This is a genomic window from Bradyrhizobium liaoningense (assembly GCF_018130825.1).
Classification (GTDB): domain Bacteria; phylum Pseudomonadota; class Alphaproteobacteria; order Rhizobiales; family Xanthobacteraceae; genus Bradyrhizobium; species Bradyrhizobium liaoningense_B.
On record NZ_JAFCJS010000002.1, the window covers coordinates 853396 to 869149 of the forward strand.

Annotated in this window: 15 protein-coding genes; 3 read left to right on the plus strand and 12 right to left on the minus strand. The window is 64.1% G+C overall.

The window, feature by feature from the left end:
- Nucleotides 1-12: 12 nt before the first annotated feature.
- From JQ603_RS12465 to JQ603_RS12495, 7 genes are all read right to left on the minus strand, one after another.
- Nucleotides 13-381 (minus strand): hypothetical protein, encoded by a 369-nt coding sequence (locus JQ603_RS12465; RefSeq protein ID WP_212339750.1) that lies wholly within the window; start codon nt 379-381, stop codon nt 13-15.
- Nucleotides 382-454: 73 nt separating this feature from the next.
- Nucleotides 455-1039 carry a WG repeat-containing protein gene (locus JQ603_RS12470; protein WP_212339751.1) on the minus strand — a complete coding sequence of 195 codons (585 nt, stop codon included), beginning with the start codon at nt 1037-1039 and terminating at the stop codon, nt 455-457.
- 47 nt (nt 1040-1086) lie between these two features.
- The gene (locus JQ603_RS12475) at nt 1087-1356 is read right to left on the minus strand and encodes a hypothetical protein (protein ID WP_212339752.1); all 270 of its coding nucleotides are present in this window, start codon (nt 1354-1356) and stop codon (nt 1087-1089) included.
- A gap of 151 nt (nt 1357-1507) precedes the next feature.
- Nucleotides 1508-3154 (minus strand): GMC family oxidoreductase, encoded by a 1647-nt coding sequence (locus tag JQ603_RS12480; protein WP_212339753.1) that lies wholly within the window; start codon nt 3152-3154, stop codon nt 1508-1510.
- Between the two features lie 16 nt (nt 3155-3170).
- The gene (locus JQ603_RS12485; RefSeq protein WP_212339754.1) at nt 3171-3764 is read right to left on the minus strand and encodes a GNAT family N-acetyltransferase; all 594 of its coding nucleotides are present in this window, start codon (nt 3762-3764) and stop codon (nt 3171-3173) included.
- Nucleotides 3765-3959: 195 nt separating this feature from the next.
- Nucleotides 3960-4886 carry an SMP-30/gluconolactonase/LRE family protein gene (locus JQ603_RS12490; RefSeq protein ID WP_212339755.1) on the minus strand — a complete coding sequence of 309 codons (927 nt, stop codon included), beginning with the start codon at nt 4884-4886 and terminating at the stop codon, nt 3960-3962.
- A 133-nt stretch (nt 4887-5019) separates the two neighbouring features.
- Nucleotides 5020-5853, minus strand: coding sequence for an AraC family transcriptional regulator (locus JQ603_RS12495; RefSeq protein ID WP_212339756.1), 834 nt, complete (start codon nt 5851-5853; stop codon nt 5020-5022).
- Nucleotides 5854-6026: 173 nt separating this feature from the next.
- Between JQ603_RS12495 and JQ603_RS12500 the strand changes: the two genes are divergently transcribed.
- On the plus strand, nt 6027-7130 hold the full coding sequence (locus JQ603_RS12500) for a mandelate racemase/muconate lactonizing enzyme family protein (RefSeq protein WP_212339757.1): 1104 nt from the start codon (nt 6027-6029) through the stop codon (nt 7128-7130).
- A gap of 3 nt (nt 7131-7133) precedes the next feature.
- On the opposite strand, the gene JQ603_RS12505 is transcribed toward JQ603_RS12500, so the two are convergent.
- A complete protein-coding gene (locus JQ603_RS12505; RefSeq protein ID WP_212339758.1) occupies nt 7134-7490 on the minus strand; it encodes a hypothetical protein in 357 nt (118 codons plus the stop codon).
- A gap of 182 nt (nt 7491-7672) precedes the next feature.
- On the opposite strand from JQ603_RS12505, the gene JQ603_RS12510 reads away from it, so the two are divergent.
- Complete coding sequence (locus JQ603_RS12510; RefSeq protein ID WP_211406954.1) at nt 7673-7897, plus strand: hypothetical protein; 225 nt, start codon at nt 7673-7675, stop codon at nt 7895-7897.
- Nucleotides 7898-8177: 280 nt separating this feature from the next.
- Here the strand turns inward: JQ603_RS12510 and JQ603_RS12515 are convergent, their stop codons facing one another.
- The gene (locus JQ603_RS12515; protein WP_212339759.1) at nt 8178-8834 is read right to left on the minus strand and encodes a glutathione S-transferase family protein; all 657 of its coding nucleotides are present in this window, start codon (nt 8832-8834) and stop codon (nt 8178-8180) included.
- Between the two features lie 183 nt (nt 8835-9017).
- On the opposite strand from JQ603_RS12515, the gene JQ603_RS12520 reads away from it, so the two are divergent.
- Nucleotides 9018-10241, plus strand: coding sequence for a polyhydroxyalkanoate depolymerase (locus JQ603_RS12520; protein WP_212339760.1), 1224 nt, complete (start codon nt 9018-9020; stop codon nt 10239-10241).
- Nucleotides 10242-10244: 3 nt separating this feature from the next.
- Here the strand turns inward: JQ603_RS12520 and JQ603_RS12525 are convergent, their stop codons facing one another.
- From JQ603_RS12525 to JQ603_RS12535, 3 genes are all read right to left on the minus strand, one after another.
- Nucleotides 10245-13619 carry an adenylate/guanylate cyclase domain-containing protein gene (locus JQ603_RS12525; RefSeq protein ID WP_212339761.1) on the minus strand — a complete coding sequence of 1125 codons (3375 nt, stop codon included), beginning with the start codon at nt 13617-13619 and terminating at the stop codon, nt 10245-10247.
- Nucleotides 13620-13913: 294 nt separating this feature from the next.
- The gene (locus JQ603_RS12530; RefSeq protein WP_212339762.1) at nt 13914-14450 is read right to left on the minus strand and encodes a hypothetical protein; all 537 of its coding nucleotides are present in this window, start codon (nt 14448-14450) and stop codon (nt 13914-13916) included.
- A 320-nt stretch (nt 14451-14770) separates the two neighbouring features.
- Nucleotides 14771-15754, minus strand: a complete 984-nt coding sequence (locus JQ603_RS12535) for an arginase family protein (protein WP_212339763.1) — start codon at nt 15752-15754, stop codon at nt 14771-14773.

Genomic DNA, 15754 nt, shown 5'->3' on the forward strand with positions numbered 1-15754 from the left:
GCTCCATCCGGGCTACGGAGTGTCACCTTCAAACGCGGACAATTCCTCCGGCAACGGCAATACAGATGGCGCATCGCCTGCCAAGCCATACACATCGATGCCCTTCAGCAAGCCATCACTCGAATAGATGAAGATCCCACTTGGGTGATCACCATCGTTCACCAGGAATTCACCCAGAATCTGGGCTCCAGGCGGCGCTTCAGCGTGTCCCCTGATCTGGAAATTGATGCTGGCGCACCCGCACCGGCATTTCCAGGGGGTGACTTCAGCCAACTCGAGTTGATCGAGATACTGCCTTGCCTCTTCCGTGCCGTGCTCGAGCATCCAGCGGGCAAGGACACGCTCGGCATCCGTGAGAGGACGATTTTGCTCGCTGCTCAAATGAACATGTCCCCTTCAACTCGTAAGGTGGGTAGCGTCAGCGTACTCCCTCTCTCGCTACCCTTCCTGCACACTACCGGATCGTCTTCCACACTTCCCAAGGCTGGAACGGCGCGACCACACGTCCTCTAGGATCAATCCGGCCCCACTCCCCGCCTTCGTACCAACTGTGCGAGCCGTCGGAAACCAGCGTACAGGCCAGACAGACGACAGCTACGCCCTTCTCGAATGGATAGGCTCCGTCGTAGACGGCGGGGATGACGAGGTCGAGATTGCGGTCGATGTACCCGACCTTGCCTCCAACCCGAGATCGCGCGCGACCATCGACAAAATCATCCGGCCCGTTGTCGTATCTTTCAACCGGCACGAGAGGTCCATCGCCTCGCGTATAGTACCACTGGCCCCGGACTTTCTTGCCCGTGACGGACAGCAGGACAGGGGCCAAACCATCGGGCCTGTATTGGAGCCGCGGCACGTAGGCAGGCGTCAGATGCGGCCGTCCGTCCGGCCCCGCCACCGCGCATTGCTTGAAGATCAACTCGGGCTGCCAACAATCAAAGACCACGCCCCGCGCATCTTCGTTCGGATCGGCTGCTGCGACGGGATCGAGCGGGAGCAGCAAGAAGGCCAGCACGATCAGCTTGAGAACATCACTCATTCGACAAGCCTCCGTGTGCGCGAGGTGATCATCCCACGAAGGCGAGATTAATGCAGCAAGGTCGACGCCCACTCCAGAGCCGGCAGCACCGTACCGACGAGCAGGCCATATGAAAAGGCCTTTCGAACCGGTGTGCGCCGAGGAAACCATGCTATTCCGCCCATGAAATACATGATCGCCCAGAGGCCGGCAAAGAGAGTCCAATCCCGCCAGCCCACGCGCAACAGCAGACCGACAGGAATGGCGGTGCAGAGAAAGACGAGGCCGCAGAAGGCGATCTGACCAACGGATTGTCGCTCGGCGCTAGGTTGAGGCATTTGCCGTCTGTCCATGAGTAGGCGCGTAGGGCGGATTAGCCGAAGGCGTAATCCGCCACTGTTTGTCTCCGCATCAACGGAAGCGGTGGGTTACGCCAGCGGCAGCGCTTCGCGCAGTCGCTCGCTAACCCACCCTACGCAGTTGCGCTGCTCACGCCACCGCCGCGTCCGGAATGCGCGCGGCTTCCATCGGCGCCTTGCCGCGGATCAGGTCGGAGGCGCGGTCGGCGATCATCATCGTTGACGCATTCAGGTTCGCGGAGATCATGCGCGGCATGACGGAGGCATCGATGACGCGGAGACCTTCGAGGCCGTGGACGCGGAGCTGGTCGTCGACCACCGCCCACGTGCTGTCGGCAGGGCCCATGCGGCAGGTGCAGCCGGGGTGGAAGGTGGTGGTGCCGCGCTCGGTGGCGGCGTGCAGGAATTCGTCGTCGGTGTTGACGTTGGGGCCGGGGAAATCCTCGTAGGCGTAATAGGGCGACAGCGGCGAGGACTTCAGAAGGCGGCGCGCGAGCTTCATGCCGCCGACGATGACGCGGCGGTCGAGCTCGGCGTCGAGATAGTTGGTCTGGATGATCGGCGGCGCGAACGGATCATTGGAGCGGATGCGGACATAGCCGCGGCTCTCCGGGCGCTGCTGCCAGGAGGCCACCGTCATGCCGGGCTCGTCCTCGAGCTGGCCCTGCACGCCTTCCTTGTAGCTCGCGGGCGTGAAGGTGAGCTGGAGGTCGGAGCTCTCCGCGCTCTCGCCGGAGTGCCAGAAGCAATAGACCATGGTCGGCGACAGCGACAGCAGGCCGCGGCGCGCGGTCGCCCATTTCATCGCCTCGATCCACAGCGAGAAGCCGCGGCGGAGCTCGTTGATGGTCTTGATGTCTTTGACGCGCGCCACCGTGCGCGGCGCGTAATGGTCCTGAAGGCCTTCGCCGACGGGCAGCGCGTGACGCACCGCGATGCCGTGCTGCTGCAGCAGATCGGGCGAGCCGACGCCGGAGAGCTGCAGCAGTTGCGGCGAATTATAGGTGCCGCCGGAGAGGATCACTTCCTTGTTGGCGCGAACCTCGACAGGCGTGCCGCCTCGGCCGCCCTTGGTGTAGCGCACGCCGACGGCGCGCTTGCCCTCGAAGATGATCTCGGTCGCATGCGCATGCGTATGCACATGCATGTTGGACCGCTTCATCGCCGGCTTGAGGAACGCGGTCGAGCCGGAGACGCGCAGGCCGTTCTCGATGGTGCGCTGGCAGTAGGACACGCCTTCCTGGGTCTTGCCATTGTAGTCGGGGTTGCGGGGGATGCCGAGCGAGACCGCGCCTTCCATGAAGGCCTCGCAGAGCGGATCGCGCCAGTCCATGGTGGTGACGGTAAGGCTGCCCTCGCGGCCGCGATAGGTGTCCTCGCCCTCGCCGACCCGCTTCTCCAGGCGCCGGAAGTACGGCAGCACGTCGGCATAACCCCAGCCGCGATTGCCCATCTGCGCCCAGGTGTCGAAATCCATGCGCTGGCCGCGGTTGTAGATGTGGCCGTTGATCGAGGACGAGCCGCCGAGCGTCTTGCCGCGCGGCGCGTAGATGCTGCGCCCACCGGTGTACGGGCCGGGCTCCTGCTGGTAGGCCCAGTTGATGCTCTTCATGTGGAACGTCTTGATGAACCCCGCCGGCAGATGAATGTAGGGGTGCCAGTCGCTGGGCCCGGCTTCGAGCACGCAGACGCTGATATCAGGATCTTCGCTGAGCCGGCTGGCGAGCACGCAACCGGCGGAGCCCGCGCCGACGATCACATAATCAAATCTATCCATGGTCCCTCGGCCGCCCCTAGCGCGGCTTGTCGTTGAGTTGAAATTCCAGATGCGCCTGCACCGTCGGCCATTCGGCGGCGGTGATGCTGTAAACAACAGTATCGCGCAGCGTGCCGTTTGGCGCGATCTGGTGGCTGCGCAGAATGCCGTCCTGCTTGGCGCCCAGGCGCTCGATGGCGCGGCGGCTCTGGTGGTTGAAGAAATGCGTGCGGAACTCGACCGCGATGCAGTTCAGCGTCTCGAAGGCATGCCGGAGCAGGAGCAGCTTGCACTGCGTGTTGAGCGGACCGCGCTGCGCGCTCTTGCCGTACCAGGTCGAGCCAATCTCGACGCGGCGGTTGGTGGCATCGATGTTCATGTAGGTGGTCATGCCGACGATGTTGCCGCCGGCGTCGAACACGGTGAAGGGCAGCATCGAGCCGGCGGCCTGCAGACCCAGGCGGCGGTCGATTTCCTTGCCCATGTTCTCCGGCAGCGGGATCGCGGTGTACCAGAGTTTTGACAGCTCGCCGTCCTTGACGGCCTCGACCAGCCCCTCGCGATGAGCATGCGACAGCGGCTCGAGACGGGCGTGCTGTCCACGCAGGGTGATGGGATCAGGCCAGGGCATTGATGTCTCTCTCCGTTGTCATTGCGAGCGAAGCAATCCAAACTGCCAGACCCTCATCCTGAGGAGCGCGGAACGCGCGTCTCGAAGGATGAAGGCCCCGCCGGTGGCCTCGCCCTTCGAGACGCGCGCGAGATGCGCGCTCCTCAGGGTGAGGGTCTAGGAGTTGCCTCGCCTCCCGTACAATGACGGCTTGGCTCACTTATTCAAAAAATTCAACGGCAAACCGCCGCGCGGCCAGTCCATGGCGATCAGCTCGCCCTTGCCCGACAGCGTGATGTAGGCGGTCTTCAGCCCGGGGCCGCCGAAGGCGATGTTGGTGGTGACGCGGTCGCCGGTCGGGACCTGCTCGACCAGGGTGCCGTCGGGCGCGATCACCGAGATGCAGCCGGAGACGAGGGTGGCGACGCAGACATTGCCATTCGCCTCCACCGCGAGCGAGTCGAACATCTGGTAGCCGCCGAGGCCGCAGATCGGTTTTCCCCGTTCGCCGCGATAGATCGCGTCGCGCGGCTTGAGCGTGCCGGGCGCGGAGAGCTCGTAGGCCCACAGCCGCCCCGTGGGCGTCTCCGCGATGTAGACGGTGTTCTCGTCCGGCGACAGCCCGATGCCGTTGGCCGGCAGCACGCCGTGCACGATTTCGACGATCTCGGCCATGCCGGGCTTGAGGTAATACATGCCGCCGACATCCATCTCGCGGGCGCGGCGCTTGCCGAGATCGGAGAACCAGAGGCCGCCCTGCCTGTCGAACACCAAATCGTTCGGCCCGCGCAGATCGTGCTCGCCGCATTTCGTGACGACGGTTTCGACCTTGCCGGATTGCAGGTCGACGCGCTGGATCGAGCCGCCGCGATAATCGTCCGGCTGCGGGCCGGGCATGATCATGTTGCGGGTCGGGATCCAGGAGAAGCCGCCATTGTTGCAGATGTAGATCTTGCCGTCGGGCCCGAGCGCGGCGCCATTCGGGCCGCCCGGAATCTTGGCGACGATCTCCTTGCGGCCGTCAGGATAGACGCGCGTCAGGCGCTGGCCGCGGATCTCCACCAGCACCACCGAGCCGTCCGGCATCACGACCGGCCCTTCGGGAAATTCGAGGTCGGTGGCGAGGACGCGGACGTTGGACATGTGGGACCCTCCCGGCTGCTTGTTATGGCTTGCACGGGATGTCCGGCACGGGCCCCACACGCAAGATTTGCCTGCGGTTATGACAAAGTCACCGGGGCTTGCCAAGCAAGCGGGACGGTATGCCAGCCTTGCGCTACTCTTTCACTGGTATCCAGATTTCGAAGCCGCCATTGCCGGTCGCGGGATCGAATTTCGCGTCGTAGCGCTCGAAATTCGGCGCGTCCGCGGCTTTCAGGCCTGAGGCCGGCAGCCACTGATTCCAGATCGTATTGACCGTGCGGCGGATCGAGGCGACGTGGTCGGTGTGGGTGAACACCGCATAGCGCTGCTCGGGGATGCGGACGCGACCGAAGCGGCGCGGCAGGTCGGAGAAATCGGCAACCTCGACGCCGGCGATGTAGTCGAAATTGCCGGCATCATCGCCGTTGCAGCAGACGCCGTAGGCGACATTGCCGACGCGCGCGGGGATGTCGGCGACCTCCTGATGAAAGCGGTGCCACAGGCCCGGGATCATGGCGCCGTTGTCGCAGGAGATGCGCTCGGCAGGGCCGGCGACGAGGAAGGCCTTTGCGGTTTCGAAACGCGGTGCAGCAAGTTTGTCGAGCATGGTGGAGTCCATGAGGATCGGCTCCTGTAGCTTGAGATGGCTGAAGCAGCTCGCGGTCCGCACCGCTTCGGGCGTAGTGCCGAAGTGGTCGCGGAACGCGCGGGTGAATGCCTCGTGCGAGCCGTAATCCGCCTCCAGCGCCAGCGACAGAATGTCCGGCGCGCCGTTCGCAAGACTGCGCGCCGCCTCGCTCAGCCGCCGCGCGCGCACGTACCGCATCGCCGGCAGGCCGGTGGCTGCGGCAAACGCACGCACGATGTGGAACCGCGACACGCCTGCGACCGCGGCGATCTCGTCGAGCGTCATCGGCTCGGCCAGATGGCTCTCGATGTACCAGAGCGCACGCTGGGCTGGGTTCATGGCGGTTGGGCCCTCGTTCGAAGCAAGGCCATGATGCGCCGAAGGCCATCGGCTTCGCTTGATCGGCGTTGCGGTCCCCTGGGAGGATAACGCCGGAACAGCCACTGGCAACGTCCGGGCGTTCGTGGCTACATTCGCAAATCCGCTCACGAGAAAGCAGGAGGAACCGCAGCATGAGGATCACCGATGTGCGGGCGCACCATATCCGCATCCCCTACGACGCCGGTGTTGCGAGCTTCCGCCAGGGCGCCTCTGCCATCACCGCCCTCGACATGGTGATCGTCGAGGTCACGACCGATGCTGGGCTGACCGGCTGGGGCGATGCCTTCGCCTATGTCTCCCCGCGCACCACGCGCAGCGCCGTCGAGGAGATGATCGCGCCGCAGGCCATCGGCCTCGAGGTTCCCGATGCCGCCGGCATTGCCGCGGCGATGGAGCAGATCCAGCGCAATCTGCATCTGTTCGGCCGCTACGGCATCACCATGTTCGCGATCTCCGGCCTCGACATCGCCCTGTGGGACCTCGCGGCGAAGGTCAAGGGCGTGCCGTTGCATCGCCTGCTCGGCGAGATCAGGCGCACGAACATTCCCGCCTACGCGAGCCTGCTGCGGATCGGTTCGCCCGACAACATCGCCGGCGAATGCCGGAAGGCGCTCGCGCTCGGCTATGGCGCAATCAAGCTGCACGAGACCACGACGCCTGCGGTGTTCGCCGCGCGCGAGGCGATCGGCCCCGGCATTCCGCTCATGGTCGACATGAACTGCCCGCTGTCAGGCGAGCAGGCGATCGCATTCGCGAAAGCATGCCGCGACGCGCAGCCGATGTTCCTGGAGGAGCCGGTCTGGCCGCCCGAGGATTTTGCCACGCTCGCCGGCGTTCGCAGCAAGGGCGGGCTCGGCATCGCCGCCGGCGAGAATGCCTGCACCGAATATCAATTCCGCCAGATGATGGATGCCGGCGCGGTCAGCCACGTCCAGCCGTCGGTGATCAAGGTCGGCGGCATCACGGAATTCCTGAAGGTCGCGAAGCTCGCCGATCAACGCGGCATCAAGATCGTCCCGCACTCCCCGTATTTCGGTCCGGGCCTGCTGGCGACGCTGCACCTGCTCGCGACACGCGACGACGGGCTGGTCGAGATGTTCTACCTCAAGCGCGAAGCCTGCCTGTGGGGCGGCCGCGCCGATGTCGATGCCACCGGCCATGTCGCGGTGCCCTCAGGACCCGGGCTCGGCTATGAGCCCGACCGCGGCGTGATGGAGCGCTATCGCGTGCGGTGATCGCTATTTCGCCGCGTCCTTTGGCGGCGGCGCGTCCTGCTTCTTCTTCAGATCCTCGGCCGCCTTCGCCTGCGCGGCCTGGAGATCGAGAAGCGTCTTCTGCAGGCCGGCAAGGCTCGTCTTCAGCGCGTCGATCTGGCGACCCGCCGCATCCAGCTTCTGCTGGTGGTCGAGGTTGAGCTTGGTGATCGTCTTCTGGAGGAAGTCGACATTGCTCTGGAGACAGCTGGTGCGGCGCTCCATGGTCTTCTCGACCGTGCAGATCTCGATGCCGGGCACGTCCTGCGCGCGGAGCGGCACAGCCGCCAGCGTGGCGAGCAGCAACATCGGGACATAGACGCTGGCGCTTCGAAGCAGCATGCGGGGTTCCTCGTCTGATGATCACAGCAATGTGCGCCGATTGCGCGCAGCGCCCGGACGCTACCACACTCGTACCGCATTCTCGCGTTGAGCTTGGCTTGTTCCCTGGGACGGGGAGCAATGAACCGCACGCGGAGGAAGTGGGCGCTCTTCTGCGGCTTTGTTTAGGGGAGATTTTTACAATGGCTACGCGCGATAGACGTCTGGCGGAGTTCGATGGCGCGGGAGAACCGCCCCCCGGCCTGCCGGTCGAAGTGCTGTGCGAGGATCACAGCGGAACGTATCAACTGCCGTTCGCCTGCCGCTATGTCGGAGGACGCTGGCAAAACCACGAGGCCGGCATTGCGGTCGAAGCGACCGTCATCGGCTGGCGCCTGCCGCGGGTGAAGCACTCGGGCGTCGCCTGACGGCGGCTTGTGTTCCAAAATGCGACGGAGCCGCGCTCCGCCTTAACGAACGGAACGCGGCCCGAACGAATCACGTCCGAATCAGCGGAGCGACCTCGTACGCGGCTGTTCACGGCTAGATGTCGCAACCGGCCCACGCGGCCATACAATATCTGCGTACCATGAGGGGCCGCCGGGTCCCGGGACGAACCCCAAAAGTTAACAGCTTCAATGACATGGCTGCCGGGAGCGGCGGCGTGAGGTCTCGCTCCCAAAACAGGCAGGGCGACGCCGCCCCTGCCTAATATTCGACCTCGAGCTCCTCGATCTCGGCCGGCTCTTCCTTCGCCGCCGCGATCCATTCCTTCATCTCGGGCATGGCCATGATGGTATCGGCATAGGCCTTCAGCCGCGGCTCGAGCTTGACGTCATAGGTGACGAAGCGCGTCACCACGGGTGCGTACATCGCATCCGCCATGGTGCGCCGTTCGCCGAACAGGAACGGACCGCCGGACTTCTCCAGGCAGTCGCGCCAGATGAACCAGACGCGGTCGATGTCGGCCTGCGCGCGCGACCAGATCTTGAAGCCGGGGAAATGTCCCTTGAGGTTGACCGGCAGCGAAGCGCGCAGCGTGGTGAAGCCGGAATGGATTTCGCCGCAAATGGAGCGGCAATGGGCGCGCTGAAGGCGGTCGTCCGGCAACAGCCCGGCTGATGGCATCACCTCGTTGAGATATTCGGCGATCGCCAGCGTATCCCAGACCACGGCGCCCTCGTGCCGCAGGCATGGCACCAGGATCGACGACGACAGCAGGAGGATCTCCGCACGCGCCGATGCGTCATCCGGCGCGGTCACAACTTCCTCGAAATCGAGCCCGGAAAATTTCGTCAGCAGCCAGCCACGCAGCGACCAGGACGAGTAGTTCTTGCTGCTGATGGTCAGTGTCGCTTTCGCCATATGGCCCCTTCCCTCACGCCTGTGACCCGCATCCCGCCCGGCCCGCGGACGTGCTCATTCGCTGAGCTTCCCTGTGTCCTCACCCCGCTTCCGGAGCAAGCGATGTGCCAATTTTGCGGGCGGTCCTGCTCCCGTCTGGCTTCGATATTGCATGACGGCAGGGAACAGGGTGGGCAATTCAGTATGATGTCGATGTATTATCAGGCCTTTCAGAACCATATGGATCTGACGGCGCCTTGGCGGGCGGGAGCCTCGTCCGCGCTCAAATTCCTGAATCTGGCGCCTCAGGGCATGTCGCACCAAGTGGTCGGCCGGCTCTCGGCCGCGCTGGAGCTGATCTCGCGCTCCACCCTCACCTATGACCGTCCGGCCTACGGCATCGACAGCGTGATGGTCGGAAACCGCGAGGTCGCCGTCCGCGAGGAGATTGCCTACGCGACGCCGTTCGGCTCGCTGCTGCATTTCAAGAAGGATGACGTGGGCGAGCAGCCGCGCATGCTGCTGGTAGCGCCGATGTCCGGTCATTTCGCGACGCTCCTGCGCGGCACCGTGAAGACGCTGCTGCAGGACCACGACGTCTACATCACCGACTGGCACAACCCGCGCGACATTCCGCGCAGCGAAGGCCGCTTCGGGCTCGACGATTACACCGAGCATCTGATCGATTTCCTCGGACAGCTCGGCCCGCGCCCGCACATGGTGGCGATCTGCCAACCCTCGGTCTCGGCGCTCGCGGCCGCCGCGATCATGTGCGAGGACAATCATCCGTCGCGGCCGGCGACGCTGACGCTGATGGCAGGGCCGATCGACACGCGCATCCAGCCCACCAAGGTCAACGACTTCGCCAAGAGCAAGCCGATCGAGTGGTTCGAGCGCAATTTGATCAATTACGTGCCGATGCAGTGCCGCGGCGCGCTGCGCAAGGTCTATCCCGGTTTCGTGCAGCTCACCGCGTTCGTCTCGATGAACCTCGAGCGCCACATCAAGCAGCATCTCGACCTCGCCAATCACATCGCCAAGGGCGAGAAGGAGAAGGCCGCGACGATCAAGACCTTCTACGACGAATATTTCGCCGTGATGGACCTGCCTGCGGAGTTCTACATCGAGACCGTGCGCGACGTGTTCCAGGAGCACCTGTTGCCGCAAGGCAAGCTGATGCACCGCGGCCGTCCCGTGAACACCAGGGCCGTCGGCCGCATGGGGCTGATGACGGTCGAGGGCGAGAAGGACGACATCTGCTCGATCGGCCAGACGCTCGCCGCGCAAGACCTCTGCACCGGCGTGCGCGCCTATCGCCGCGTCCACCACATGCAGGCCGGCGTCGGCCATTACGGCGTATTCTCCGGCAAACGCTGGAACAACGAGATCTACCCGTTGCTGCGGGATTTCGTGCACGTGAATTCGTGACCGTCATCTCTGCCCAAACGACCGCCGGCCAGGGAAATCGGCACGTGCCTCATGCTCTTGCCTGAGCAGCTCTTGCGCTTCCACGAATTCCGGAAGATTTCGCTCCGCCTCGAATTCGGCGAGCACGGGAGCGAGCACTTCGGATAGCGCAGCCGCACGGCCATTTGTCTTGTACAGGCGTGCAAGTTCAACGGCACTGCGCAGCTCGAAAGTCCTGGTCTGCTGGTTACGCGCGATGTCCAGCGCTCGCTTGAGGGCGTCTTCGGCGCTGGATTCGTCCGAAGGGTCATGACGCCATAAAAGTCTACCGCGGACACGATGCAACTCGGCATCGAGCCAATGCTGGCCGGATTGTCCCGTCCCGGCGATCAATTCGTTCAGGATTTCCATCCCGGTCTCGACTTCGCCTACCTCTGCAATCGCCATGGCAACATGCATCCCCCAGAACGGTTCGCAGAGGTAGCAATCGTTCTCGTGCAGCGAGGTCCAGCCGTGACGCATGTCCGCCAGTCCGGCCATTCGGTCGCCGGCACGCCACTTGGCCAGGCCATTCAGGTAGGTGCCCGCGGCAACGTACAGCGGCATCGTGTGGTCGCGCGCGAGACCGAGCGCCAGGATCGTCTCTGTTTGCTGCAACATGCCCCCGCACACCCCGTCGAACACGGCGCGATGAACCAGCGCATTGGCCTGGGACAGCGCCCGTTTCTCTCCCGGAGCACCCACCGCTTCCGCGGCGAGCTTGCGCGCACGAGCGGTGCTACCGAGCGGCCAGAGCACCAGGGCAAGAAATCTCATGATCACGAACGGCAGATCCAGCGCCGAAGCCCTGAAGGTCGCGGGATCCGGTTCGGCACCATGGATCGCCAGCGCCTGCTCGAGATGCGTTCTCGCATTCAGGTAATCGCCGGCGAACCAGCAGGTGACACCGCCCGTCCAATGGGCGACGACGGCGGCCACTGGCGAATCCGGTCGTCGGTCAGCGGCGCTCCTGATGGCGTCCGCCAGCTCCCGCATCGGAGCGAGTTCGCCGTGCGTCAGGCAGGCATTGAAGAGTCCCGAATGCACCGGAGCAAGTTCAACGGGATCATCGATGTCGGCTGCGAACTGGCGCGCACGCGTCCATGCCGCGACCGTTTCGGGCGCGCTGTGGCCGAGGCTGCCCCGCAAGGCACGGCCATAGGCGATTTGAAGATGCAGCCTGCTCATCATCCGGCGGGGATCGTCAGGCAACTGATCGGCGGCCGCAATGGCCTTGCCGAGATGCGCGATTGCCTCGGAATAGGCCGAGCGTTTCAACGCCTGCTGGCCCGCCTTGCGCCACCATTCGAGGGCGACCTCGCCCAGCCCCGCCTCGGTGAAGTGGTGCGCCAGAACTTCCGGCTCGGTCCCGGCGACGACTGGAAACTTCTCGCGCAGGACCTCGCCAATGCGTGTGTGAAGCACCTGCCGCTTGCTCTTGAGCAGACTCTCGTAGGCCGCTTCCTGAACGAGGGCGTGCTTGAAACTGTAATTTGCATCGGGCGGCGTCCCACGACGCAACAATAGTTCGGCCTCTTCGAGTTGTCCCAGCGCAGCGCTCAGCGTCAGATCGTCCCGTCCCGCCACCGCTTTCAGCAGCGCGTAGGAGAAGTCGCGGCCGATAGCGGCGCCGATTTGCGCCACCTCCTTGACCGGAGCGAGCCGGTCGAGCCGCGCCATCAGCGAATCCTGCAGCGTCGCGGGAATGGCGAGCGGCGGGAGCGGACTGTTCAGGCGGTAGCGCCCGGCATCTTCGACGAGCAGCCCGGACTCCAGCACCATCTTGGTCAATTCCTCGACGAATAGCGGGATGCCATCGGTCTTGTCGATGATCTGCTTCATCATCTCGCGTGGCAGCTGGCGGCCGACGACCAGCTGCTCGACCAGCGCGCGCGTGTCCTGCCGATCGAGCCGGTCGAGCCGCAACAGGCTGACATTGGCAAGGCCCGACCAGGAGGGCTCGAACTCCGGCCGGGATGTCAAGAGCACGAGTATCGGCAGTCCCCTGATCCGATCGACCGCGAGATCGAACAGTTCGAGGGTCGTGGCATCGGCCCAATGCATATCCTCGCAGATGATCAGCAGAGGCTGGTCTCGCGCCAATCCCTCGAGCTGATCGAGAAGGGCAGCGAATGTCTGGCGCCGCTGCTGCGCCGGGCTCAAGCCGAGGGGCGGGCAATGGTCGCCGGTCGGAATCGAAAGCAGAGCCGCAATGAGCGGTGTTGCTCGGGCGGCCTGCCGGGTTCCCAGCGCCAGCATCGCCTCGAGCTTGTCGAGCTTTTGTTCTGGCGTGTCGTGCGAGCGGATTCCGGCGGCGCGCTCGAGCTGCGCGACAAAGGGATGAAGTGCGCTGTTGGTGTGATAAGGCGAACACTGATATCGCACGCGACGGTGCATCCCCAGCGAGGCGCTCTCGGACAGCGTTGCCACAATGCGCGACTTGCCGATGCCCGCTTCGCCGGAAATCAATACGATCTGGCCCTGGCCCTGCCATGCCTCCCGCTGGCGCGAGAGAATGAACTCGATCTCGTCCTTGCGGCCGACAAAGCCGATCGAGCGCGCGGCACGGACCGCCTCGAAGCGACTCTCCGATGCGGTTGCTCCTTCCACCGCCCAGACCGCAATCGGTTCGCCGACCCCCTTGACCTCGCGGCGGCCGAGATTGCGAAAGGTGAAGAGATCGCCAAGCAACCGGCGCGTCGATGAAGCAACGACGACCGCCCCCGGCTCCGCCAGGCTCTGAAGCCGCGCAGCGAGGTTTGGTGTGTCGCCGATGGTTGCGTGCTCCTCCGATGCATCTCCGCTGATGAGATCGCCGACCACCACAAGTCCGGTCGCAATTGCGATCCGCAATTCGACCCGTTCGCCGGCGCCTGTCCTGAGTTGCCGAACCGCAGCGATGGTGTCGAGACCCGCTCGCACGGCCCGCTCCGCATCATCCTCGTGGGCGCGGGGATAGCCGAAATAGACGAGTATTCCGTCACCGACGAACCTGGCTATCCTGCCGTCATACGCGGCAATGACGCGCGCGCAGGCGGCGCGATAAGCGCGGATCACCTCCCACATGTCCTCGGGATCGAGACGCGCCGAGAGCGCAGTCGAGCCGACCAGATCGCAAAACATCACGGTGAGATGACGCCGCTCTGCGTCGTGAGGAGGAGCCGGCGATGCGATCAACGCGGCCGGGTCGAGGTCGGCAATGGCACGCAGCATCTTGCGGCGATGACCGAGCAGGACTCCGAGCTTGTCGAAGTCCTCGTCCATCAGCTCGGGGAGGACGCCCACGTCGATCCCATTCTGGGCAAAACGATCTGCGTATTGCCCAAGCCCCAGCTTCTCGAGCCACTCCGCAATCTGCATGGCACCACCGATGTTGTGGCTGGCAGTTAGCAGACTCTTGGACCACGGCCGCGCGCGGACAATATCCCAACGCCACCATGATGGCACGTCTTGTTTGCTGTGCGAGAATTTAGGTTACTCGATACCGGCACGATTTCGTGCCGGGACAGCGCTCGATGCGAACGGCTACACTACCAAACATCGCTGGCGCGCAGCGTTGGGCGGCAGAGGTTGCGATGAGTCGTCGCTGCTCACTGCAGATCTGAAGCCGAACCAACACTGCGGCTTCGCTCACGTACGATTCCAAGCGGGCGTTTATTCGCGAGCGCAGTCCTTCATTGGCTCATTCGCGGACGCATCGTGGCTGCGAGCCATCGTGCCCGCCGCAACCTGAAGCGAAGAACCAACCACCCAACAGCCGGCGACAAAGCCTATCAGGCCGTTGGGCAGATTTTGATCAAGGACAAGGATGCTGACGGACAGAGTTGCGGCAATGGCCGCGCCGAACGTTCCGGCCGCACTCATGATCTCAGCCGGCTCGGAGCCGGTCCATTCTTCCGAGATGCTCGATTTCGGCTTCCGTGCGACATTGCCGGACAAATCAATTCCGACGTAACAGCTAATAGCTCCGTAGAGCATTGTCAGGAGCACAATCCAACCGCTTTCAAACAGTCCGCCTTTCTGACGCAACAGAGTCGCACCGACATAGAGGCCGCAAGAGGCCCCAACGGCCGCCAGCCCAATTCTTTCAAGGATATGGGCCGACTTGATCAGACTGGAACGGGCGATCCGAAGACTGCCGACGTGCCTTCTGAGGGAAAATGCGCTGGAAATTGCGCTGCTTATCTTCATTGGGGGGGCTCCTTCTGAGTAATTGGCAGCCTTCTGGCTGACCCCAAATAGAAGCTGCCTGGACGCGTTTCTCGATGCCCTTGATTCCCACTTCTGAAAGATCTGTGCTGAGTGATGGGGCTGGCTTGCTCGTGAACAAGACGAGGAGCCAATCCAAAGCTGCGAGCACGCGGCTGCGCAGGCATTGCATCTCACCCGTATTTGTCGAATGGAGTCCGGGTGCGGCAATTTCTTGCCGGAGTGGTAGTTCAGAAAGAGAGTGATGAACTATGAGATGGTTCACACAGCGCAGTTTCCTGTCGCTCCATCCGGTCACGATTTCAGGAGGACAAGTCCGCATCGCCGCGTAGTCGCAAGCGGCGCGCGGCCCAGCGCGGCTGGGCGCAGATGTGGCCGAGGAATTCGACGACGGTCAGCGCGCCGAGATAGGCGGTAACACCGGTACCGACATCGAGCGGCGGGTTGACCTCGACGAAGTCGAAACCTGCAATGTCGTGCCGCTCGGCAATCGCCTTCAGGCTGTCGCGCAGCTCGACATAGCTCATCCCGTTCGGCTCGGCCGAGACGCAGCCCGGGACCAGAGACATGTCCATGGCGTCGACGTCGATGCTGACATAGACACGTGAATTGGCCGGCAGCAGAGCGGCAATTCCCTCCGCGCCGATCCGCCGGAATTCGCCCATCGGGATGACGCGGTTACCGCCGGCGATCACCTCCTCGACCTGCGCGGGCGAATGACGCAGGCTGCGGATGCCGACCTGCGTCAGGCTGAGCGTGTTGTCCATGCCGGCGATATGGCGAAAGGCATGGCTGTTGGTGATGGTCAGGTCGTTCTCGAACGGCGCGTAGTCGGTATGCGCGTCGAAATGGATGACGTGCAGCTTCTCGTCGAATGCGCGAAACACCGGATAGGTGATCGAATGATCGCCGCCGAGCACCACGGGAAGCGCGCCGCGATCGAGAATCCCGCGCACCATGGCGGTGATGTTCTCGAAGGTGCGCGGCGCATTGGCCGGATGGATGTCGACATCGCCGACGTCGGCGATCAGGCCCTTGGACATCTCCTCGACCAGATATTCGCGCCGGGTCTCCGGATCGTAGTAACCCTGGCCGCTGCCGTAGAAGCGCAGCGAGTGCTCGCGCAGCGCGCGCGGCGCAAGCCGGCTGCCCGGCATGAACGGCGAGCCCTCATCGAAGGGCACGCCGAGCACGGCAATGGCCGCCTCGAGCATGGACAGATCCTCGCAGATCCGCGCGCGCAGGAAGGATGGGATCCCGACATAGGGCCGGTTGACGCGAGGCAT